Annotated in this window: 9 protein-coding genes; 6 read left to right on the forward strand and 3 right to left on the reverse strand. The window is 71.2% G+C overall.

What is annotated here, in order from left to right:
* Positions 1–121: 121 nt before the first annotated feature.
* The gene (locus ACIOGX_RS33835) at positions 122–757 is read left to right on the forward strand and encodes an ATP-binding cassette domain-containing protein (protein ID WP_401918625.1); all 636 of its coding nucleotides are present in this window, start codon (positions 122–124) and stop codon (positions 755–757) included.
* Here the strand turns inward: ACIOGX_RS33835 and ACIOGX_RS33840 are convergent.
* Positions 639–1,508 (reverse strand): thioesterase II family protein, encoded by an 870-nt coding sequence (locus ACIOGX_RS33840; protein ID WP_384772091.1) that lies wholly within the window; start codon positions 1,506–1,508, stop codon positions 639–641. The genes ACIOGX_RS33835 and ACIOGX_RS33840 overlap by 119 nt on opposite strands.
* 281 nt (positions 1,509–1,789) lie before the next feature.
* Here ACIOGX_RS33840 and ACIOGX_RS33845 point away from each other — a divergent pair, with 281 nt between their 5' ends.
* Positions 1,790–2,239 (forward strand): hypothetical protein, encoded by a 450-nt coding sequence (locus tag ACIOGX_RS33845; protein WP_356516327.1) that lies wholly within the window; start codon positions 1,790–1,792, stop codon positions 2,237–2,239.
* Between the two features lie 190 nt (positions 2,240–2,429).
* Here ACIOGX_RS33845 and ACIOGX_RS33850 read toward each other — a convergent pair whose 3' ends face one another.
* Both ACIOGX_RS33850 and ACIOGX_RS33855 read right to left on the reverse strand, forming a co-directional pair.
* A complete protein-coding gene (locus ACIOGX_RS33850; protein ID WP_129769315.1) occupies positions 2,430–3,098 on the reverse strand; it encodes a response regulator transcription factor in 669 nt (222 codons plus the stop codon).
* Entirely contained in the window at positions 3,086–4,297 is a 1,212-nt protein-coding gene (locus ACIOGX_RS33855; RefSeq protein WP_383968112.1) for a sensor histidine kinase, read from the reverse strand. The genes ACIOGX_RS33850 and ACIOGX_RS33855 overlap by 13 nt, the downstream gene beginning before the upstream one ends.
* A 286-nt stretch (positions 4,298–4,583) precedes the next feature.
* Here ACIOGX_RS33855 and ACIOGX_RS33860 point away from each other — a divergent pair, with 286 nt between their 5' ends.
* The 4 genes from ACIOGX_RS33860 to ACIOGX_RS33875 all read left to right on the forward strand — a co-directional run bounded on the left by ACIOGX_RS33860 (position 4,584) and on the right by ACIOGX_RS33875 (position 24,542).
* Positions 4,584–5,402 carry an ABC transporter ATP-binding protein gene (locus ACIOGX_RS33860; RefSeq protein WP_356516331.1) on the forward strand — a complete coding sequence of 273 codons (819 nt, stop codon included), beginning with the start codon at positions 4,584–4,586 and terminating at the stop codon, positions 5,400–5,402.
* A 5-nt stretch (positions 5,403–5,407) separates the two neighbouring features.
* The gene (locus tag ACIOGX_RS33865; protein WP_401918499.1) at positions 5,408–8,176 is read left to right on the forward strand and encodes an FtsX-like permease family protein; all 2,769 of its coding nucleotides are present in this window, start codon (positions 5,408–5,410) and stop codon (positions 8,174–8,176) included.
* A 319-nt stretch (positions 8,177–8,495) separates the two neighbouring features.
* Complete coding sequence (locus ACIOGX_RS33870; protein ID WP_401918501.1) at positions 8,496–9,905, forward strand: serine hydrolase domain-containing protein; 1,410 nt, start codon at positions 8,496–8,498, stop codon at positions 9,903–9,905.
* Positions 9,906–10,139: 234 nt separating this feature from the next.
* Positions 10,140–24,542 carry an amino acid adenylation domain-containing protein gene (locus ACIOGX_RS33875; RefSeq protein ID WP_401918503.1) on the forward strand — a complete coding sequence of 4,801 codons (14,403 nt, stop codon included), beginning with the start codon at positions 10,140–10,142 and terminating at the stop codon, positions 24,540–24,542.
* Positions 24,543–24,595 lie beyond the last annotated feature (53 nt).

Below are 24,595 nucleotides of genomic sequence, written 5' to 3' on the forward strand. Positions count from 1 at the left end.
GACCCCCCTGTTCCGGCGATGCCGGGTATCGGTACCTTGCCGTATGTGACGTGCCGGCGGGCAGGTGCGGGGGACGGGTTCATTTCGCCGTGACAGCGCGATAAAGGGGAGAGTTTCGATGATGCACGTGGATTCGAGCCAATCAATCGAACGCGTGTCCGAAGTTGTCGCCCTCGAAAATGTCACGAAGATTTACGAGACGAGACCCGGGACCATTTATGCGCTGCGGAATGTCAGCCTGGTCGTGAGAGAGGGGGTGTTTCTCGCGGTAATGGGCGAGGGAAGTCCCGGTAAGACCACGTTGTTGAAGTGCCTTTCCGGCGAGATCGAGCCATCCTCCGGTGTGGTGCGGCGCGCGCCCGGGAGCGAGGACGGGCGCGCACCGCTGGTGTCCTGGGTGTCCGGGCCGGGCGGGGCGGGCTCCGTCGCGGCGGCGGTCGCGCTCGGGCCGCGTCTGCTGCTCGCCGACGAGGCGTCGGAGGAGTCCGGCGCGGCGCTGCGCCGGGCGGTGAAGGGGCATGGCGTCGCGGCGGTGATGTCGACCTCGGCGCCGACGGTGGCCGCGCGCGCCGACGCCGTGGTGTTCCTGCGGGACGGGGGCGTCGTCGACATGGTCGCCGGGGCCGGTCCCGAGGTGATCAGCGACTGTCTGGAGCGCTCGGGCCGTAGCTGTCAGGACCGGGGCCGGGACGCGGGCCGCCGGGGCCGGGGCCCTGAGGATCCGCGCCGGAACTGTACCGACCCGAGCCTGAGCTGAGCACCCGTCCGACGATGTCGAGCAGCGGAACCGGGTCGTGCAGGAAGAAGTGATCGCCCGCCAGCTCGTGCATCTCGAACGGACCGCCGGCGTGCCGCGCCCACGCCTTGGCCTGCCCCGGACCGGCTTCCGGATCGTCCGTGCCCGCGAAGGCGGTCAGCGGCACCGGAAGCACCGCGGCGGGGTCCGGCAGTGCCGTCTCCGCCAGGGTGAAGTCCGCCCGCAGTGTGGGCAGCATCAGCTCGATCAGCTCGGGGCTGTTCAGGAACTCCGCCGGAGCCCCGTTCATCTCCCGCACCTCCGCGAGCAGTTCGGGGTCGGGCAGCGTATGCCGCTGGACGGGGCCCGGGAACGGTATACATCCCGAGACGAAGACATGTCCGGGCCGTGCCGTACCCGGGCCTTGCGCGCACAGAAATTCGGCGAGGGCGAACGCGATCTCCCCGCCCATGCTGTGGCCGAAGAACGCGAACGGCTTGTCGAACCAGCTCGCCATCCGGTCGGCCAGCAGCGGCACCAGTTCCGTCACCCGGGTGTGCGGCGGCTCGCTGAACCGCTCCTCACGGCCGGGGAGCAGTACAGGGCACACCTCGACACTCTCGTCCAAGTGGCTCGCCCAGGAACGGAAGATGCTGGTTCCGCCGCCGGCGTACGGGAAGCAGAACAGCCGTACGTCCGCCGCGGGCCGGGGCGGCCTGGACGCCACCCAGCGCGGTGCGCGCCGAGGTGCGGAAGGTCGGTTCTGAGACACGATGAGTCACCTTCGCCGGGGTCGGGATGGGGTGGGGCCGGGACATGGCCGCATGGTCCCACCGCGGGGCGGCGTCCGGCAGCCCTTTAAGCCTGGACGTAACTGCCCTGCTGGGGACGGACGTCAGCGCGTTCACGCGGCGTGCTGAACCCGTGATGGTGGTGCAGGGGCCACCCCGGTCCGGGTACGCGGTGTACTGACCTGAACCCCGCCGGCCGACACGATGGAGGCAGACGGCGCGGCTCGACCGCGATACGACGGGCACGAGTGGGAGCACTTCCATGGCGGACACAGCCCAGAGGACAGCCACCGGCGGTACGCCCGCCGGCCGTGACCCCGGCCCGGCGCGGGCGGCGCGCGGCCCGCGGCGGACCACGGCCAGGGCGGTGCTCGCCGCGCTCATCGTCGTACCGGCGATGCTCGGTATGGCCGCGTGCGAGGGGCCGGAGAACGCCAAGAGCCGCGGCGACGCGTGCGAGAAGATTCTCGCCAAGTCCACGAACTTCTCCGATACGAAGGACCCGGAGGCGGCGGAGAAGGAACTCAAGGATCTCGCCGACGAGATCGCGCAGTTGGCGGAGGACACCGACGACGAGAAGCTCCGTGAGGCCGCCAAGGAATTACGCGGTGTCTCGCCGGGTGGCCGGGATCCCGACTCGGTCGGCGAAATCATCTCGGAGACCACCAAGCGGATCAAGATTATCCGCAACACCTGCATCTCGTTCGGCTGAGAAACGGCGGCCCGGATACGGCCGCGCCCATAAGCCGGGATTCCCACGGCTGTTCATTCCCCCGTCGTGGCAGTGCGGAATCCCCGCCCCGGGCGTTCGGAGCCTCCCCCGTCTCCGGATGCCCGGGGCTTTTCCGCTGTCCGGGGGTGCGATCCCCCGGCCCCCGCTCACGACGTGGATCGTGTGAACGTCATGCGGAGTTCTCCGGTGCGTGATTGCCCAGATAGGCCAGCACAGCCAGTACCCGGCGGTGCACGTTCCCGCCTTCGGGCGGCAGTCCGAGCTTGTCGAAGACTCCCCGGATGTGTTTGCTGACCGCCCGTTCGGTGATGACCAGCCGCTCCGCGATCGCCCCGTTGGCGAGCCCCTGCGCCATCATCTCCAGCACCTCGTGCTCACGCGGCGTCAGCGCCTGCAACGGCCGCGCGGCGGCCTTCTGGCTGAGGATCTCGGTGACCACCTCGGGGTCGAGGGCCGTCCCGCCGGTGGTGATGCGTTCCAGCGCCTCGAGGAACTGCTCCACCCGCCCGACCCGGTCCTTGAGCAGGTAGCCGATACCGCGCGCGCCCTGGGCCAACAGCTCGGCCGCGTACGTCTGTTCGACATATTGCGACAGCACCAGGATCGGCAGGTCGGGCAGTTCGCTCCGGGCCTGTACCGCCGCGCGCAGTCCCTCGTCCCGGAAGGTCGGCGGCAGCCGTACGTCCAGCACCGCCGCGTCCGGGCGGTGCTCGCGCAGCGCGGGCATCACCTCCGGCCCGGCGGCGCATGTCGCCACCACCTCATGGCCATTGCTGGTCAGCAACAGGACCATTCCCTCACGTAAGAGGGCGTTGTCCTCCGCGATCACGATCCGCAAGGCAGCTCCACTTTCAGCTTGGTCGGCCCACCGCGTGGGCTGGAAAGGCTCGCCGTGCCGTCAAGCGCGGCGACGCGCCGGCGGATGCCGATCAGACCACTGCCCTCGTGCTCGTCGGCGCCACCGCGGCCGTTGTCGGCCACGATGACCCTCAGTATGCCGTTGCCCCGGGTGAAGCGCACCGACGCCTGGGTGGCCCGGGAATGCTTTCGGATATTGGTCAGCCCCTCGGCCACCACGAAGTACGCCGCGGCCTCGACCGCGGCCGGCAGCCGGAAGGAGTTCTCCACCGAGCCGAGGCCCATCTCCACCGGGATCTCCGAGGACGCCGCCAGGGCGCGGACCGCGCCGGCCAGACCGCGGTCGGTCAGCACCGGCGGGTGCACCGTACGCACCACGTGCCGCAGATCCGCCAGTGTGCTCTCCACACCCGACTGCGCCTCGTCCAGCCGGGCCAGCGCGGCGTCCGGATTCGTCCGCACCAGCTGTTTGGCCAGCCCGATCCGCATCGAGAGCGCCACCAGCTGCGCCTGTACGCCGTCGTGCAAGTCCCGTTCGATACGGCGCAGTTCGGCGCTGTGCGCCTCCACCGCGCCCGCCCGGCTCTCCGACAGCTCCGCGATCCGGTCCACCAGCCGGGCGGACGGCTTCGGCCGCAGCAGCGCCGCGCTCCACGCGGCCTGGGTGTCCGCGAGCGTGCCGAGCCGGTGCAGCACCAGCGGGGTACGGGGCTTGGCGGGCGTACCGTACGCGTCCTCGCGGCGCCGCGCGATGGCGCCGCCCACCCCCATGTTGAGCCCGTCCACCACCAGCCCGACCACCCACACCAGGATGGCCACCGCGCAGAACAGCAGGGTGATGACGATCTGTAACGGCAGCCAGCGCGCGTCGCGCCAGGTGCCGGGGTCCGTCAGCGACAGCCGCAGCCGGTCCGCCGGCACACCGTCGAGCGGCAGATACTGCTCCGGGACCGGCGCACGGAGCCGGGTACCGGCCCGCACCCGCTCGTAGCCGGCCAGTCTGCGGAGTAATCGCACGAGATCGGGCCAGGCGGGAGCGCCGATGATGAGCGCCATGAAGACCAGCCCCAGTGGGACGGCGGCGGCCATCAGAAAGCACATCGACGCCACCGGAAGGGCGAGCACCAGATAGTGCGTGTCGAGCCAGGAACGCTGGAGCTGGGTGGAGAAGTCACGCACGGCGGGCTCCCTGAGGGCAGGACGGGCGTCCGGGGGAGGACGGGCGTCCGGTGGACGACCGGCCCTTCGGATCACGGTAATGCGAACCGGCTGTTCGCGAGGTACGTCCGTCACCCCAGCCGGGGTGACGCAGGCTGAACCCCAGGACGGGTGTGCGCTCCATCGCGCCGGGGCCGGCCGCTCCGTACCGTTCTCACCAGGAGGAACAAGCCATCTGGCGGGGCAGTTGGCCGGCTGGCACGGACACGGCCGCACCTCGGCCGTACTGCCTGGAAGGCGCACACACATGGTCAGGCTTCGCACGGGGAAACGTGCCACGGCGAGAAGCGGCACCCGAGGGGCCTCGATCAGCGCCGTTCCCGGCCCCGCGCCGGCGCTGACACTGGAGTCGGTCACGCGTCGCTACCGGCGCAACGGCACCCCCGTGAACGCCCTGGACGGTGTCACCGCGACCGTCGAACGCGGCACGTTCCTGGCGGTCATGGGCCGCTCCGGATCAGGCAAGACGACCTTCCTCCAGTGCTCCGCCGGCCTCGACCAGCCCACGTCCGGCACGGTGCGGCTCGGTGACACCGACCTGTCGCGGCTCAGCGAGGCCGCGCTCACCCGGCTGCGCCGGGAGCGGATCGGCTTCGTGTTCCAGGCGCTCAATCTGGTGCCCTCGCTCAGCGTCCGGGAGAACACCGCGCTGCCCCTGCTGCTGGCCGGTGAGCGGCCCGACAGCCCCGCCGTCCGTGAACGCGCCCTCCAGGTACTGGAGTCGGTCGGGCTCGCCGACCGGGCCGAGGACTCACCACTGCGGCTCTCCGGCGGCCAGCAGCAGCGCGTCGCCATCGCCCGCGCGCTGGTCACCGACCCCGCCGTGATCTTCGCGGACGAGCCGACCGGCGCGCTCGACCCGGTCACCGCGCGGGATGTGCTCGTACTCCTGCGCGACGCGGTGGAGCGGCAGGGACACACCGTCGTGATGGTCACCCATGACGCGCACGCCGCGTCCTGGACGGACGAGGCGCTCTTCATCGAGGCGGGGCGGATCGTCGGCCGGCTGCCCAACCCCGGGGCCGACGCCGTGACGCGGATGCTGTCAGAGCTCAGGGAGGCGTGACGGGTATGCCGCTCGGATCCAGTACGCTCCCCGGCGCCGACCCGGCCCGGCCACCCGGCCCGCACGAGCTGGCCCGTAACCACGACAGCCCGGCCCGCACCCGCCATATCGCGCGCTTCCTCGCCGGCCGCTCGATGCGCGTCCACACCAGGGCGTGGACGGCGGTGTTCGCGGCCCTGCTGCTCACCTCGCTCGTGCTCAGCAGCTTCGGTCTCGCCGTACTGTCCGCCGCCCTCGGCCACGCGAGCGTGGAGCGCTACGGCGCCGCCGCGGCGGTCGTCGCGGGCGACCAGGAGACACGCTTCACCGCCAAGCCCTGGGGGTCCAAGCGGCAGACGCAGACGGCGGCGCTCACCGAACGGGTGCGGGTGCCGCGCTCGGTGCTGCCCCGGATCGAGGCCGTCCCCGGCGTACGGGCGGCCATCGCCGACGACACCTTCCCGGTCGCGCTGACCGGCGCGGACGGCTCGCTCGTGGCCGGGCCCGACAGCGACTCCGGCGCCTCCCCGGTCTACGGGCACACCTGGCGCGCCGCCGCGCTCGCGCCGTTCACCCTGCGCGACGGCCGGGCCCCGGCGGGTCCCGGACAGATCGTCCTGGACGGAGATCTCGCCGAACGGGCCGGTGCCGGGGTCGGCGACGAGGTACGGCTCCAGTCCACGGGCGCGCCCGAGACATACCGGGTCTCCGGCATCGCGGCGCCCGAGGGGCGGGCGGACGACAGCGGGCTCGGCAACCAGGGCGCCGTCTTCTTCAGCGACGAGCGGGCCCGCCTCCTCGCCGGCCACCCGGAGACCACCGACGCCATCGGCGTGCTCGCCGACCCCGGCGTCAGCGCCGGAACCCTCCATGCACGGCTGCGGGAAGCACTGGACGGTGAGCGCCCGGCCCGCAGCGCCGCCGCCGGCACACGCTACAAGGACGACAACACCTCGCTGCGCGTGCTGACCGGAAACGGGCGGGGCGAGACGGAGTTCGTCACCTCCGCCCCCAGCCGGATGAGTCTGCTGGCACTGCTCGGCTCGGTCTGCGCGCTCGTCGTACTGATCGCCCTGCTGGTGGTCTCCAGCACCGTCGCCCAGGCGATCCACCAGCGCTCCCGCGAGATGGCGCTGCTGCGCGCGGTGGGCGCGACCCCCCGGCAGCTGCGTGCCATGGTCGGCCGGGAGGTCAACGTGGTGGCCGCGACCGCCGCCGTGGCCGGTGCGATCGGCGCGGTGCCGGTGTTCCTGGCGCTGATCAAGATGCTGCGGACGCGTGGCGCGGTGCCGGTCGGTCTCGAACTCCCCGCGCCCTTCTGGATGTACGCGGCCCCGCTGGTCACCGGCGCTCTGACGGTACTGGTGGCCAGGATCGCCGCCGCCATCGCCTGCGGCCGTATCGCCAAGGTGCGCCCCGCACAGGCGATGGGCGAGGCCCAGAGCGAGGCCGAACAGTTCGGCCGGGGCCGGGCCGTCACCGGCGTCGTGATGCTGGTCCTGGGCTGCGGCGCGGCCGGCACCGCGGTCCTCCAGTTCGGGGAACTGGCCGCGATGGCGGCCAGCACCGCGGCCGTGTGCCTGGTCATCGCGTGCGCGCTGCTCGGGCCCTGGATCGCGTGGGGTGCCATGCGGGTGCTCGGTGTGCCCGCGGAGCGGCTGGGCGGTGCGGGCGGCTATCTCGCCGCCGCCGCCTCCCGGGCCAACTCCCGCAGACTGGGCGCCGCGATCACCCCGATCGTGCTCGTGGTGGCCTTCGCCGGGGTCCAGCTCTCGGCCGGGGCGACCCTCGACACACAGGGCGGCCGGCAGGCGGGTCAGGCCATGCGGGCCGAACTCGCCGTCACCACGGACGGGCCGGGGATCCCGGACGAGACGGTGCGCCGGGTCAAGGCGGTGCCCGGTGTGGCGGCTGCCTCCGGGGTGCTGCACAGTACGGTCGTACTGGCCCGCAAGGAGGCCGGGGAGCCGAGGCTGGACCGGCTGCCGGTGATGGCCCTGGACCCGTCGGCGCTGCCCGCCACCATCGACCCGAAGGTCACCTCGGGCGATCTCGGCGACCTGCGCGCGGGCACCGTCGCGGTGGGGGAGGAGCGGGCGCGGTCGCTGGACCTGGACATCGGCTCCAAGGTCACGGTGCGCTACGGCGACGGCGCGAACGTGCCGCTGCGGGTGGCCGCGGTGTACGAACGGGCCCTGGCGCTCGGCGACTTCCTGTTCGCCCCCGCCGAACTGGCGCCGCACCTGGCCGCACCGCTCAACACGCGCGTCCTGCTGAGCCTGGAGCCCGGAGCCGCCCTCCAGGACGTGAAGGACGCGGTCCAGCGAGAGCTGGCGGGCGCCGCGCCCGGGGCGACGGTCACGGAGCGGCCGCAGGGCGAGCACCTGCGGACCGAGGACCGCGGCGTCGGCCAGGTCATCTCCCTGGTCGCGGTGAGTGTGATCGGTGGCTTCACGGTCATCGCGGTGCTCAGCACGCTCGTTCTCATCATGGTCGGCCGCCGCCAGGAGATCATCCTGCTGCGGCTGGTGGGCGCGGGCCGGCGGCAGATCCGCTGGATGCTCCGGATCGAGGCGATGACCGTGATGCTGGTGGGGCTGGTGGTGGGCACGGTGACCGCGCTCGTTCCGCTCCTGGCCTTCAGTCTCGCGACGACCGGATCCTGGCCCTACATGCCCCCGGGCCAGGCAGGACTGGTGGTGCTGGCCGTGGTCGTCACCGCCGGGGCCGGGTACGTGCTGCCGCTGAGGTCCGTGCTGCGCAAACGGCCGCCGACCGTGATCGGCCACGGCTGACAGATCATGACGGGGCGGGCGGCCGGAGGCCGGCCGGGCGGGGCTGGAGGGCCGGCCGGGCGGGGTCGGAGGGCCGGCCGGGCGGGGTCGGAGGGCCGGCCGGGCCGGGGGGCCAGGACGCCGCCCCCGTCCTCGAAAGTCTTCGTGATCAGGCCTCTGGGCTCGGTGTTTACAACAGCACTTAAATCCTTGTTCGAGCCTTCACCTCTGCTGAAGAATCCTTTTCGTGCGGTCGACTGCGCGCAACTGAAGCGGTCGGCCGCCGAGCCGCGCGGTACACGCCGGACTTCGCGCACAGTGAAGAAGGAGCTTGTTCGCAGTGTTGGGGACCATCGCGGAAGAGAAGGTCAATGGCGCTCCCTTCAGCCATCCGCTCGACCGACTCGGCTGTCCTGGCAGCCTGGGCGAGGAACACGGAGTGGTCGGCGGACAGCTGGCGGTGTACCACCAAGGAACCCTGCGTACCTGGGAGTTCGGCGAGGAGGAGTACGGCGGCGAACGCCCCGTGCACCGTGACTCCGCCTTCCCCTACGGCTCCGTCACCAAGGCACTGACCGCCGCCTCCGTACTCCAGCTGGTCTCGGACGGCGACCTCGGCCTGGATCTTCCGGTGCGCACCTGGCTCGGTGAACGGTCCGTCGCCGACGGACACCCGGGACTCGACGCCACACTCCGCCAACTCCTCAGCCACACAGCCGGGTTGCCGTCCGACCACGACGACGGGGACGCCACCTCGCTGCGCCGGTGGCTCACCGGTTTCCTGGCCACCGGACCGGCGGACGCGCCCGCGCTCTGGCCCGCGCCCGGCTCCTTCTCCTACTCCAACGTCGGCTACGGCATCGCGGGCCGAGTCGTCGAGGCCGCCACCGGACTGACCTGGTGGCACGCCGTACGCGACTACCTGCTGGCGCCGCTGGGCGCCGGGATCGGCCTGCTGCCCGGCACCCGGCACGACGGGGAGCCGGTCCGCGCGGTGTCCGGACACACCATGCGCACCACCCCCGGCGGCGACCGCGTGGTGCACTCCGTGCGCTGTTCCGCCTACGCGGGCTTCACCCCCGCGGGCGGGCTCGCCGGCAGCGCCGCCGACCTCGTACGCTTCGCCCAACTGCACCTGGACGACCCCGGTGACCTGGACAGGGACGCCGTGGCCGACGTCGACACACTGCGCGAGATGGCCCGGCCCGTCGCCGGTGCGGAGCCCTTCGGACTGGCCGACGGCTGGGGTCTGGGCCTCGGCCACTTCGGCCCGGCGGAGGACCGCTGGCTCGGCCACGACGGAACGCTGGACGGCACCACCTGCCATCTGCGCATCCAGCCGAGCCAGGGGACAGTGGTCGCGCTGACGACCAACTCGGCCACCGGGCAAGGGCTGTGGGAGGCGGTGCTCCGCGAGCTGCGGTCCGTGGGCATCTCCGTCGGCGTCTACAGCATGGTGCCGCCGTCCCCCGGATCCACGGCGGGATTCGCGGACTGCGCAGGCACCTACCGCAACGGCGACCTCGCCGTCACGGTCAGTCTCGACGATCGCAACATACTGCTGGAACTTCCCAACGGCGCACGGGACTCCGCCGCCTCCCACAGCGGTCTGGTCTTCTCCAGCCGGCCGGGGGACGCGGGTGTGTTCCTCGGCCGATTCCTCAAGGACGCGGCCACCGGGGACGTACGTGTCCTCCAGTACAGCGGCCGTACGCTGCTGCGCCAGCCGGTCGCGGCACAACCACACTGACGACCGCCGTGCCCGGCCGCGCTGAGCGGGCGGCCACGGCGGGATCAATCAGCCAGAGAACAAGCGGTGTTGTAGGGCGGACGCGCGGGACAGGAACGCGTCTGGCGGTCACGCACGCACGCCATTGTCACTCATAGTGATGGCGTGGGTGCGATCAGTGCCCGATTCCCTCGGACCGGCGTCCCGCACACGGCACAGGCCACCCTCCCTCTCGGCGTTCCATGGGGTCTCGACATGAACTCAGACAGCAACTCCCTTACGCACGGCCGTCGGACAGCCGGTGAGGTCACCCTGCACGGGCTGTTCGAGAGCCGGGCGGCGCGCCGACCCGAACACACCGCCGTCGAGTGGGGCACCGTCCGGCTCAGCTACGCCGAGGTCGAACGGCGCGCCAACCGGCTCGCGCACCGGCTCGCCGCCCGGGGCGTGCGCTCCGAGACCCGGGTCGGTGTCTGCCTGCGGCGCGGCCCCGAGCTGATCGTCTCGCTGCTCGCCGTCCTCAAGGCGGGCGGGGCCTACGTACCACTCGACCCCAACTACCCCGCCGAGCGGCTGTCGTTCATGGTCGAGGACGCCGGGATCGAGCTGGTGATCAGCGACGACGGGCCGGGGGCGCGGCCGGACAACGCACCCGACACCTTGTCCCTGGAGAGCCTGGCGGGGGTGATTCCGGAAGACTCCGACACCGCGCCGGACATCACCACACACCTCGACAACACCGCGTACATTCTGTTCACCTCGGGTTCCAGCGGCACGCCCAAGGGCGTGGCTGTCACCCATCGCGGACTCGGGAACCTCGCCCTCGCCCATGTGGCGGCGCTGGCCATCGACGAGGACAGCCGGGTACTCCAGTTCGCCTCGCCCAACTTCGACGTCTCCATCGCCGACCTGGTGCAGACCTGGTACGCGGGCGCCACGCTGATCCTGCCCGAGAGCCCCACCCAGGCCGTCGGTGAAGCGCTCGGAGCCCTGCTCGCCGACGCCGCCGTCACCCACACCATGATGCCGCCGTCCGTACTGGCCACGGTGGCACCGCCGATCGAGCTGCCACACCTGCGCGCGCTGGCCACCGGCGGTGAGAACTGCCCGCCGGAACTGGTCGCCCGCTGGGCCACCGGCCGACGGATGATCAATATGTACGGACCGACCGAGGCGACCGTCACCGTCACCCTCAACGGGCCGCTGCCCGCCGGCCTCACCGTCTCGCCCGGAATCGGCCGGGCCATCGACGGCGCCCGGGTCATGGTCCTGGACGAGAAGCTGCGACCGGTGCCCGAAGGCGGGACCGGCGAGCTGTGCATCGCGGGCGACGGCCTGGCCCGGGGGTACGTCAACCGTCCGGGGCTGACCGCCGAACGGTTCGTCGCCGACCCGTACGGCCCCCCGGGGTCCCGGATGTACCGCACCGGCGACCTGGTCAGACTGCTTCCGGGAGGCGAGCACGAGTTCATCGGCCGCGCCGACGGCCAGGTCAAGATCCGTGGTCTGCGCGTGGAACTGGGCGAGATCGAGGCCGTGCTCACCGGGCACGAGGCGGTCCTCCAGTCGGTGGTCACGCTGGTGGAGAACGCCGGTACGGACCAACTCGTCGCCCACTACGTGCCGGTGGGCCCCAATGGGCGCCCCGGAGCAGCCGAGCTGCGCCGGCACGCCTCGGGCCGGCTGCCCGTCCATATGGTGCCGACTGCCTACATCGCCATGGAGCGACTGCCACTGACACCCAACGGCAAGGTCGACCGCAGGGCGCTGCCCGCCCCCACGGACCTCGCCGGTGACATGGGCGGGCGCGAGTCCGTCCCGTACGCGGCACCGCGCACCGCACTGGAATCGGAACTCGCCGGGATCTGGGAAGAGGTGCTCGGCCGCTCCCGGATCGGTGTGACGGAGGACTTCTTCGCCATCGGCGGCGACTCCATCTCCGGTCTGCGGATGGCTTTCCAGGTCGAGCGGAGGCTCGGGCTCACCCCCGCGTCCACCGCGCTCTTCGACCACCCGACCATCGCCGCGTACGCCGGGTACGCCGCCGGGCTGAGTGAGAGCGGCGGCGGCCGGGAGACGGGGACCGTGGTTCCGCTCGCCCCCGCCGACCGGAGCGGGGCTCTGGTGGCCTCGTCCGCGCAACAGCGGCTGTGGTTCCTGGACGCGTACGAGCCGGGCGGAGCGGCGTACAACTGCGCCACAGGGCTGCGGCTCTCCGGGGAACTGCGCATCGACGCGCTCGCCACCGCGCTGACCGCGCTCGTCGCCCGGCACGAGCCGTTGCGCACCACATACGCCGAGGCCGACGGACAGGTGCTCCAGATCATCGGAGAGCCGGCGCCGGTGCCGCTGCCGGTCGCTGATCTGTCAGGCGGGGATCTGTCAGGCCGGGATCCGTCCGGCGGCGATCACGAGGGACGGCTCGGCGAGGTACTGCGCGCCGAGGTGTCCGCGCCCTTCGACCTCGGCTCCGGCCCGGTACTGCGCGCGCTGCTGTTGCGCACGGCACCCGACGATCACGTGCTCGTGCTCACCGCGCACCATATCGCCGCCGACGCCTGGTCGATGGAGGTGATCGCACGGGAGCTGGGCGCGCTGTACGCGGCGGCTCTCGCGGTGCGGTCCGGTGGTGCGGGTGCGGGTGCGGGTGCGGGTGCGGGTGCGGGTGCGGGCACGGGCACGGGCACGGGTGGCGGTGCGGATGCCGATGCTGTGCTCGCCGCCGCCGGACTGCCTGAACTCGCCGTCCAGTACGCCGACTTCGCCGCCTGGCAGCGCCACCGGCTCGACGAACCGGTGGTGGACGAGCAGCTCGCCCACTGGAAGCGCGAGCTGGCCGGTGTGACGCCGCTGGAGCTGCCCACCGACCGACCGCGCCCCGCCCTCCGCACCTCGGCCGGCGCGCGACGGCTGTTCGAGGTGCCGCCCGAGACCGTCCGGGGACTCACCGCCGTCGGTCGGGCGCGGGGCACCACGCTCTTCGCGCCACTCGCCGCCGCCACTCAGCTGCTGCTCGCCCGCTGGTCGGGCCAGCGCGACATCGTGCTCGGCACAGCGGGATCGGGCCGGGACCGCGCCGAACTCGCCGACCTCGTGGGCTTCTTCGTCGACACACTGGTGCTGCGCGCCGAGGTGGACGAGTCGCTGACCTTCGCGCAGTTCACCGACCGTGCCCGGGAGAGCGTGCGGCAGGCGCTTGACCACGCGCTGGTGCCGTTCGACCGGGTCGTGGACGCCGTACTCCCCGAACGAGACCCGAGCAGGCCCCCGCTCATCCAGGTCATGCTCGTCCTCCAGAACGCCCCGGCCGGAGTTCCCGAACTGCCGGGCATCGAGGCGTCGGACACCGACCTTCCGCGTGAGGCCGCGCTGTTCGATGTGACGCTGGAGTTCTGGCACAACGCGGAGGGCGGGCTCACCGGGTCGGTCGAGTACAGCACCGATCTCTTCGATTCCAGCACCATGGACCGTCTCACCCATACCCTCGGCACGCTGCTGGGCGAGCTGACCGCCGCCCCGGACCGGCCCATGGCCGAGGCGGGCACGCTGGATCCCGAGGAGACCAGAAGGCTGCTGGAGGAGTGGGGCCGGGGTGAGGAGCGGCCGGAGCGGCTGACGCTGGCGGGTATCTTCCGTGCTCAGCTGGACCGGACTCCTGATCTGCCCGCGGTGGTCACTGACGAGGTGACGCTGACGTATGCGGAGCTGCATGGGCGGGCGGCGCGGCTGGCGCACTTCCTGATCGCTCAAGGGGTGCGGCCCGGACAGCGGGTCGCGGTGGCGATGGAGCGCGGTGTGGGGTGGCTTGTCGCGCTGCTGGGTGTGGTGCACGCGGGCGGTGTGTATGTGCCCCTGGACCCGAAGTTCCCCGCGGACCGGTTCGCGCACATGCTGGCGGACTCCGGTTCCGTTCTGGTGCTCGCCGAGTCGTCCACGCGTGCGGAGCTGCCCGCCGACGATCAGGTCAAGGTTGTTCATGTCGACTCTCTGGACGGCGAGTTGGCGGGGTTGCCGTCGGTTCTTCCTGAGGTGTCGGTGGATCTGCGGCAGCCAGCGTATGTGATTTATACGTCGGGTTCGACGGGTGTGCCGAAGGGGGTGGAGGTTCCGAGTGGTGGGTTGAGTGCGTTTGTGGCGGGGTTGGCCGAGGGCTTTGGGGTGCGGCCGGGTGATCGTTTGTTGCAGACGGCGTCGCCGAGTTTCGACGCGTCGATTCTTGAGGTGCTGGCGGGATTGGGCCTGGGCGGTGCGCTGGTCATGTCACCCGCCGGTGTGGTGTCGGCGGAGGACCTGGTGGGGCTGCTGGAGCGGCATCGGGTGAACCACGCGTTTCTCGTCCCCGCTCTCCTCTCGACGCTTCCTGCGGCGGAGTTGCCGGATCTGCGGTCGTTGATGGTGGGTGCGGAGGCGGTGAGTGCTGATCTGGTGGCGCGTTGGTCGCCGGGTCGGCGGATGGTCAATGCGTACGGTCCGACCGAGGCCAGTGTCGCCGTGACACTCAGCGATGCCCTGCCCGTGGCTGCTGAGAGCAGTCCGCCGATCGGGCGGCCGGTGGCGAATGCCCGGGTGTATGTGCTGGATGGGTGGTTGCGTCCGGTTCCGGTGGGTGTGGCGGGGGAGTTGTTTATTGGTGGTGGGGGTGTGGCTCAGGGGTATGTGGGTTTGCGGGGTTTGACGGCGGAGCGGTTTGTGGCGGATCCGTTTGGTGGGCCGGGTGCGCGGATGTATCGGACCGGGGATGTGGTGCGGTGGTCGGCGGAGGGTGTGCTGGAGTTCGTGGGCCGGTCGGATGATCAGGTGAAGGTGCGGGGTTTCCGTATCGAGCTGGGTGAGGTGGAGTCCGCACTCGCCGGCCACCCCGACATCGCACAAGCGGCAGTGCTGGCGGTGCGGGGCGCCGGGAGTGCGAAGCGGCTGGTCGCGTACGTCGTTCCCGTACCCGGTGCGGCGCCGACGGCGGCCGGTCTGCGGGAGTTCCTGGCCGGTGTGCTGCCGGAGTACATGGTGCCGTCCGCGGTGGTGACGTTGGACGCGTTGCCGTTGATGCCGAACGGCAAGGTCGACCGCAAGGCGCTGCCCAGCCCTGAGCCGTCCGGGGTCGGGGAGGCCGGGTATGTGGCTCCGCGTTCCGTGACGGAGGAGGCGCTGTCCGGGATCTGGGCGCGGGTGCTCGGCCTTGAGCGGGTCGGCGTGGAGGACAACTTCTTCGATCTGGGCGGGGACTCGATCCTCAGCATCCAGGTCGTCTCCCAGGCCCGCGCCGCGGGCATCGCGCTCGCCGTGCAGGACCTGTTCGTACGGCAGACCATCGCGGCCCTGGCTGCCGCGCTCACCAGCGCCGACGCGGACGAATCCGCCGGCCGGGACCGACCGCCCGTGGAGGGCCCTGTGGTACTCACCCCTGTTCAGCGCTGGTTCTTCCGTACCCACCGCAAGGACCCGCGGCTGCTCAGCACCGCCGTACGGCTCGGGCTGCGTCCGGGCACCGACCCGGCGGCGCTGGCCGGTGCGGTGACCGCGCTGGTGGCCCATCACGACGCCCTGCGACTGCGCTACGAGCGGACCGGCGCGGGCTGGCGGCAGCGCAATCTCGCCGAGGACCGGTCCGTCACCCTCGACCGCCACGACCTCTCGGCGCTCTCGGCACCGGCCGCGCGGGCCACCATGGAGGATGCCGTCGAGGCCCTGCGGACCGGCTTTGATCTGGCGGAAGGACCGCTGATCCGCTTCGCGCTCTTCGAACGCGGTGAGCAGGACGATCAGTTGGCGGTGGTCGCCCACCATCTGGTCGCGGACGGGGTGTCGTGGCGGGTGTTGCTGGAGGATCTGGCGCTGGCGTATGGGCAGTTGGTGTCGGGGTCGGTGGTGGATCTGGGGCCGCGTTCGGCGTCGTTCCAGGAGTGGGCTTCGCGGTTGCGGTCGCATGTGGAGGCGGGTGGTTTCGACGCGGAGCTGGAGTACTGGAGCGGGGTCGGCCAGGGCGTACCGACCGAACTGCCCGGCCAGGGCACTCCCGCGCCCGACGCCTCGCACGAGGGCCTGGTCACGTCGGTGGAACTGTCGGCCGAGTCGACGCGGAAGCTCTGCCACCGCGCCACATCGGTCTACCGGACCGGGCCGGACGAGGTGCTGCTCGCGGTGCTCGCCCGCGTCCTGGGCCGGTGGGCCCGCCAGGACCGGATTGTTGTGGACGTCGAGCGAGCCGGCCGGGAGGACGTGTTCCGGGGCGTCGATGTGTCGCGGACGGTGGGCTGGTTCAGTACGGTCTTCCCGCTGGAGCTGGATTCCGGAGCCTCCGGCGCGGCTGAGGGCGGGGACGCGGGTGCGGACCCGGCCGACTGGGACGTACTCGTCAAGTCCGCGAAGGAGCGGCTGCGTGGGGTACCCGGCCATGGTCATGGGTACGGCGCGTTGCGTTACCTCGGGGATCCCGACTCGGCGGCGGGTGACCTGGGCAGTACGGTCCGTCCGCAGGTCGGCTACAGCTGCCTAGACGGGACCGGGACCGGGACCGGGACGTGGACCGGGACCGATGTCGACGTTCCGCCCGCCGAGAATCCGCTCTACCACGTGACAGAGCCGGGACCCGACGGGCGACAGCACGGCCCGCTCGGTCCCCGGGCCCACGCGCTGGATGTGGCGGCCCGTGTGGTCGGCGGGCGCTTGGTCGTCAACCTGGTCGGGTCGGCCGGTGTGTTCTCCGATGCGGTGATGGAGGGGCTGGCGTCGGCGTTCGTGGAGGAGTTGGAGGGTTTCCTCGCGCATTGTGAGCTGCCGGGTGCGGGTGGTGTCACGCCGTCGGACTTTCCGCTGTCGCCGCTGGATCAGGCGGGTCTGGACGCGGCGGTCGGTGCCGGGCGTGGGGTCGAGGACGTCCTGCCGTTGATGCCGTTGCAGTCCGGGATGCTCTTCCACGCCCTCGCCCAGGACGGCTCCAGCGCGTACTTCGAGCAGTTGATGTTCGCCGTCGACGGTGTGTCCGACGTCGACCGGTTCGCCGCGTCCTGGCAGCGCATGGTCGACGAGATACAGGCGCTGCGCATCGGGCTCGTGTGGGAAGGCGTGAGCCGGCCGGTGCAGGTGGTGCGCGAGTCGGTCACGCTGCCCGTCGACACCCTGGACTGGCGCGCCGCCTCGGCGCCCGAGCACGCCGCACTCTGGACGGACCGTGTCGCCGCCGACCGGCAGCGCGGTCTGGACCTGGGCTCCGTCCCCCTCGCCCGGCTGACCCTGGCCCGGCTCACGGACGATCGTGTCCGCGTGCTGTTCACCTTCCATCACATCCTGCTGGACGGCTGGAGTCTGGCGCGGGTGGTGTCTCTCGTGCTGGACGACTATGCGGCGCGGCGGGATGGGTTGGTGTTGCCGGTGGTGGTGGGTGGTCGTGGGCTGGGTGTTCAGGCGGGGTGGATGGCGGGGCGTGATGTGGGGGTGGCGGAGGAGTTCTGGCGCGTTGGTCTGGCGGGTTTTGATGCGCCGGTGGCGTTGCCGTATGACAGGCCGGCGGTTCATGCCGGTCAGGCTCGTTCTTCGGAGCGGGTGGAGGTGGAGTTGTCGGAGGAACTGTCCGGTCGGCTCTTTTCGTTTGCGCGGCGGCATCGGCTGACCGTCAATGCCGTGGTGCAGGGTTTGTGGGCGCTGTTGCTTTCGGGGCGCAGTGGTCAGGGTGATGTGGTGTTCGGCGCGACGACCTCGGGCCGGCCCACTGATCTCGATGGTGCCGAGGACATGGTGGGGTTGTTCATCAACTCTCTTCCGGTGCGGGTGCGGCTGGATCCGGGCCGTCCGGTGGTGGAGTGGTTGCAGGGGTTGCAGAGCGAGCAGGTCGAGGCCCGCCGCCACGACCACCTTCCCCTCAACCGCGTCCAGGCACTCAGCGAACTCGGCCCCAACCAGCCGCTGTTCGACAGCCTTGTGGTCTTCGAGAACGCCCCCGTCGACACCGAGGGCGCAGCCGGGCACGGCCTGGAGATCAGCGAGATCGTGGTCGACCAGGCCACCAACTACCCCCTCAACCTCATCGTCTACAGCGGCGACCGACTGACGTTCACCCTCGCGTACGACCCGGACGTGTTCGACCGCGCCACCATCGAGAGCCTGCGCGGTGACCTCGTCCGGCATACGGGCACCGTCGCCGATGCCCCCGCCGGGCGCACGCTCGCCCAGCTGGACCTTCTCGGCGGCGAGCAGCGGCACCTGCTGCTGGAGGAGTGGGGGCGGGGTGAGGAGCGGTCGGAGCGGCTGACGCTGGCGGGGATCTTCCGTGCTCAGCTGGACCGGACTCCTGATCTGCCCGCGGTGGTCACTGACGAGGTGACGCTGACGTATGCGGAGCTGCATGGGCGGGCGGCGCGGCTGGCGCACTTCCTGATCGCTCAAGGGGTGCGGCCCGGACAGCGGGTCGCGGTGGCGATGGAGCGCGGTGTGGGGTGGCTCGTCGCCATGCAGGCCGTCCTGCACGCGGGCGGCGTCTACGTACCGCTGGACCCGAAGTTCCCCGCCGAGCGGTTCGCGCACATGCTGGCGGACTCCGGCGCGGTACTGGTGCTCGCCGAGTCGTCCCTCGGCCCTGCCACGCCCGCGGACGGCGGAGTCCGCGTTCTGGAAGTCGATTCCTTGGACGGCGAGTTGGCGGGGTTGTCGTCGGTTCTTCCTGAGGTGTCGGTGGATCTGCGGCAGCCGGCGTATGTGATTTATACGTCGGGTTCGACGGGGGTGCCGAAGGGTGTGGAGGTTCCGAGTGGTGGGTTGAGTGCGTTTGTGGCGGGGTTGGCCGAGGGGTTCGGGGTGCGGCCGGGTGATCGTTTGTTGCAGACGGCCTCGCCGAGTTTCGACGCGTCGATTCTTGAGGTGCTGGCCGGGTTGGGCCTGGGTGGTGCGCTGGTCATGTCACCCGCCGGTGTGGTGTCGGCGGAGGACCTGGTGGGGCTGCTGGAGCGGCATCGGGTGAACCACGCGTTTCTCGTTCCCGCTCTCCTCTCGACGCTTCCTGCGGCGGAGTTGCCGGATCTGCGGTCGTTGATGGTGGGTGCGGAGGCGGTGAGTGCTGATCTGGTGGCGCGTTGGGCGCCGGGCCGGCGGATGGTCAATGCGTACGGTCCGACCGAGGCCAGTGTCGCGGTGACACTCAGCGATGCCCTGCCCGTGGCTGCCGAGAGCAGTCCGCCGATCGGGCGGCCGGTGGCGAATGCCCGGGTGTATGTGCTGGATGGGTGGTTGCGTCCGGTTCCGGTGGGTGTGGCGGGGGAGTTGTTTATCGGTGGTGGGGGTGTGGCTCAGGGGTATGTGGGTTTGCGTGGTTTGACGGCGGAGCGGTTTGTGGCGGATGCGTTTGGTGTGCCGGGTGCGCGGATGTATCGGACCGGGGATGTGGTGCGGTGGTCGGCGGAGGGTGTGCTGGAGTTCGTGGGCCGGTCGGATGATCAGGTGAAGGTGCGGGGTTTCCGTATCGAGCTGGGTGAGGTGGAGTCCGCACTCGCCGGCCACCCCGACATCGCGCAGGCTGTTGTGCTCGCCCCGCCCGTGCGGGACGCCGGGAGCGCGAAGCGGCTGGTCGCGTACGTGGTCCCGGGTGCCGGAGCAGTCCCCACGACGGCCGGTCTGCGAGAGTTCCTGACTGGTGTGCTGCCGGAGTACATGGTGCCGTCCGCGGTGGTGATGTTGGACGCGTTGCCGTTGATGCCGAACGGCAAGGTCGACCGCAAGGCGCTGGCCGGTGTGGAGTCGTCCGGTGTCGAGGACACCGGGTATGTGGCTCCGCGTTCCATGACGGAGGAGACTCTGTCCGGGATCTGGGCGCGGGTGCTGGGTGTGGAGCGGGTCGGCGTGGACGACAACTTCTTCGATCTTGGCGGGGACTCGATCCTCAGCATCCAGGTCGTCTCCCAGGCCCGCGCGGCCGGGCTGCGTATCTCACCCAAGGACGTGTTCGACCGCCAGTCGGTACGGGCCCTGGCCGAGCACCTGACCCGGGTCGCCGCGGCGGACCGGACGCCCGACGCGGCCGGACCCCAGCCGCTCGCACCCGTCGAGGGCCCGGTACGTCTCACGCCCATCCAGGAGTGGTTCTTCGGGAGCCCGGCCGGCCCCTCGCACCGGTTCGACATGTCGATGGCCGCCACACTCGCCGCCGGTACGGACCTCGACGCGCTTGCTGGAGCGGTGGCCGCCCTGGTGGCTCACCATGACGCGCTGCGGCTGCGCTTCGTACGCGACGAGGCCGGCGTATGGACGCAGTACGTCGCCGACGCGGCGGACAGTACCCACCCGTACACGGAACACACCGACCTCACGCATCTCCCGTCCGGCGAGCGGCAGTCCGAGATGGACCGGCTCACGGACATCGCCCGTGACGCGCTGGACCTCACCGAGGGACCGCTGCTCCGCGCGCTGACCTTTGGGCTCGGGGAGGACGGCGACCGGCTGGTACTGCTGGTCCACCACGCCGTGGTCGACGGGGTGTCGTGGCGGGTGTTGCTGGAGGATCTGGCGCTGGCGTATGGGCAGTTGGTGTCGGGGTCGGTGGTGGATCTGGGGCCGCGTTCGGCGTCGTTCCAGGAGTGGGCTTCGCGGTTGCGGTCGCATGTGGAGGCGGGTGGTTTCGACGCGGAGCTGGAGTACTGGAGCGGGATCGGCCACGACGTACCGACCGAACTGCCGGACACGACGCCCACGGCCGAGCCGGCCGCGGCCACGCAGGCGGCCGACCCGGCCGAGCCCACGGCGCCCGCCACCGCCTCGGCCGAGCTGTCGCCCGACGCCACCCGCAGACTCCTGCACAAGGTGCCCTCGGTGTACCGCACGCGGGTCAACGAGGTGCTCCTCGCCGTACTCGCCCGCGTCCTCGGCCGCTGGACCGGCCAGGACCGCGTGCTCGTGGACGTCGAGGGGCACGGCAGGGAAGAGATCTTCCCGGACCTCGACCTGTCCCGGACCGTGGGCTGGTTCACCACCGTCTTCCCCCTGGAGCTGACGTCCGGTACGGAGCCGGGACCCCGCGCCGGCGGCGACGCGACCGGGCCCGACTGGGCCGTACTCGTCAAGTCCGCCAAGGAGCGGCTGCGTTCGGTGCCCGGCCGTGGTCTGGGCTACGGCGCGCTGCGCCATCTGCGCCACTCCGTCCCCGAGATCCACCCGCAGGTCAGCTTCAACTACCTCGGCCAGTTCGACACCGTCACAAGCGGTGCGACGGGCTCGGGCTCCGCTCCACAAGGGCCGCTCCGGGAGGTCGGGTTCATCCAGGACGACGCCGGCCTGCTCGCCGGTCGTGACCACGCCCTCGATGTGACATCCCGGGTCGCGGACGGCCGCCTGCTGGTCGACTTCGTCTGGTCGGCCGGTGTGTTCTCCGATGCGGTGATGGAGGGGCTGGCGTCGGCGTTCGTGGGGGAGCTGGAGGGTTTCCTCGCGCATTGTGAGCTGCCGGGTGTGGGTGGTGTCACGCCGTCGGACTTTCCGCTGTCGCCGCTGGATCAGGCGGGTCTGGACGCGGCGGTCGGTGACGGGCGTGGTGTCGAGGACGTCCTGCCGTTGATGCCGTTGCAGTCCGGGATGCTCTTCCACGCCCTCGCCGAGGCGGACAGGCCGGCCTACTTCGAGCAGCTGATGTACGTGGTCGACGGGGTGCCGGACGTCGACCGGTTCGCCGCGTCCTGGCAGCGCATGGTCGACGAGATCCAGGCGCTGCGGATCGGACTCGTATGGGAAGGCGTGCCCGAACCGGTCCAAGTGGTGCACCGGGACGTACGTCTGCCGGTCGAGATCCTGGACTGGCGCGACAGCCTCCTGACGGAGCAGGACGCCCGCTGGGAAGCCCTGCTGGCCGCCGACCACAAGCGGGGTCTGGATCTGCGCCGGGTGCCGCTGGCGCGGCTGACCCTGGCCCGGCTCGGCGAGGGCCGTGTCCGCGTCCTGTTCACCTTCCACCACATCCTGCTCGACGGCTGGAGCGTCGCGCGGGTGCTCTCCCTCGTCCTCGACGACTATGCGGCGCGGCGGGATGGGTTGGTGTTGCCGGTGGTGGTGGGTGGTCGTGGGCTGGGTGTTCAGGCGGGGTGGATGGCGGGGCGTGATGTGGGGGTGGCGGAGGAGTTCTGGCGCGTTGGTCTGGCGGGTTTTGATGCGCCGGTGGCGTTGCCGTATGACAGGCCGGCGGTTCATGCCGGTCAGGCTCGTTCTTCGGAGCGGGTGGAGGTGGAGTTGTCGGAGGAACTGTCCGGTCAGCTCTTTTCGTTTGCGCGGCGGCATCGGCTGACCGTCAATGCCGTGGTGCAGGGTTTGTGGGCGCTGTTGCTTTCGGGGCGCAGTGGTCAGGGTGATGTGGTGTTCGGCGCGACGACCTCGGGCCGGCCCACTGATCTCGATGGTGCCGAGGACATGGTGGGGTTGTTCATCAACTCTCTTCCGGTGCGGGTGCGGCTGGATCCGGGCCGTCCGGTGGTGGAGTGGTTGCAGGGGTTGCAGAGCGAGCAGGTCGAGGCCCGCCGCCACGACCACCTTCCCCTCAACCGCGTCCAGGCACTCAGCGAACTCCCCATGAACCAACCGCTCTTCGACAGCCTGGTCATCTTCGAGAACTATCCCGTCGACACCGACGCGGCCGACCGGCACGGTCTGAGCGTCAGCGAGGTCGGCTCGGTCGAGGCGACCAACTACCCGCTGAACCTGGCCGCGTTCACCGGCAAGCGCCTCGTACTGATCCTGCTCTTCGACCCCGACGTCTTCGACCGGACCACCGTCGAGGGGCTGCGCGACCAGCTCACCCTGCATGCCAGGAGCCTGGTCGACGTCACGGACGAGAAGATCGCCGACCTCGGCCTCGTCACCCCCGGCCGGCGGAACGAGATCCTGCGGACCTGGGGCCGAGGCGCCCCCGGCGACAGCGGGCACACCCTCATCGAGATCTTCGCCGAACAGGTGGCGCGGGTCCCCGGCAACACCGCCCTGATCGTCGGTGACGAGCGGGTCTCCTACGCCGAACTGGACGCCCGCGCCAACCGCCTCGCCCATCACCTCGTCGAGCGAGGGGTACGGCCCGACTCCCGGGTCGGCGTCTGCCTCGGGCGCCGCACCGAACTGTTCGTCGCGCTGCTGGCCGTGCTCAAGGCCGGCGGGGCGTACGTACCACTGGACCCGGAGTACCCGGCCGACCGTCTCGCCTTCATGGTCACCGACTCCGGAGCCGGGCTCGTGGTCACCGACAGCGCCTGCGCCGGGGCCCTCCCGCCCACCGACGCCGGACTGCTTCTCCTGGACGACGCCACCGAGCACGCCGCCGTCGCGGCCCGGCCGGGCCACGCGCCGGAGGTGACCGTACGGCCCGACAACCTCGCCCACGTCATCTACACCTCCGGCTCCACCGGCCGGCCCAAGGGCGCCGTACTCCCGCACCGCGGTGTGCTGCGCGTCGCCCGCGACCCCAAGCTGGCGATGACCGAACGCGATGTGGTCGGCCAGCTGGCCACCGTCTCCTTCGATGCCGGCACCCTGGAGATCTGGAGCGCGCTGCTCAACGGCGCCGCGCTGGCCGTCAGCCCCACCCGCGTGATGTCCGCGGCCGAGACCGGTGCGTTCCTGCACTCCCGCGGTGTCACCGCGATCTGGATCACCGCCGGACTGTTCCACGAGATCGTGGACAGCGATGTGCGGGTCTTCTCCGGGCTGCGGCTGATCATGTCGGGCGGTGACACCCTCTCGCCGGCACACTGCGTCAAGGTGGTCGGGCAGCTGCCCGGTGTCCGCATGATCAACGGCTACGGGCCGACCGAGGGCACCGTCTTCACCTCGCTGTTCGTCGTCAACGACAACTACACGGGCACCGGCCCGATGCCGATCGGCACCCCCATCGCCGGCACCGGTGTGTACGTACTGGACGCCGCGCTGCGACCGGTGCCGCCGGGGGTGGCCGGGGAGCTGTATCTGTCCGGCGACGGGATGGCGCGTGGCTATGTGAACCGGCCCCGGATCACCGCCGAGCGCTTCGTCGCCGACCCGTTCGGTCCTCCCGGCTCCCGGATGTACCGCTCCGGAGACCTGGTGCGCTGGCTGCCCGACGGCAACCTCGATTTCGTCTCCCGCACCGATTTCCAGGTCAAGATCCGCGGACAGCGCATCGAACTCGGCGAGATCGAGTCGGCCGCCGCCGGGTATCCCGGTGTCGCGCGGGCGCTGGTGCTGGCGCGCGAGGACATCCCGGGCAGCAAACGGCTGGTGGCCTACGTGGTGCCCGAGTCCGGTGCCCCGGCGCCCGAGCCGGACGAGGTGAAGAGCTTCATCGGCCGCTCGCTTCCCGCCTACATGGTCCCCGCCGCCGTACTCGTCCTGGACGTCTTCCCGCTCACCCCGAACGGCAAGGTCGACCGGCGGGCGCTGCCCTCGCCCGAGGAGATGGCGGGGGAGGGCACCGAGGGCCTCGCCCCGCGCGACCCCGGCGAGGAGCTGGTGGCCGGCATCTGGGCCGAGGTGCTGGGCCTGGAGCGCGTCGGTGTCCTGGACAACTTCTTCGATCTGGGCGGCGATTCGATCCTGAGCATTCAGGTGATCTCCCGGGTCCGCGAGGTGTTCGCCGTCGATCTGCCGGCCCGCACGCTCTTCGACAACCCGACGGTCGCGGATCTGGCGTCGGCGGTCGAGTCCCAGGTGCTGGCGGAACTGGAATAGCGCGCGCCGGAGCGCGGCCCGCGGCCGGAGCCGGCCCCCGGCGCAGGCGGTAC

The sequence above is a fragment of the Streptomyces sp. NPDC088147 genome, assembly GCF_044741565.1.
In the GTDB taxonomy this organism is placed as follows: Bacteria; Actinomycetota; Actinomycetes; order Streptomycetales; family Streptomycetaceae; genus Streptomyces.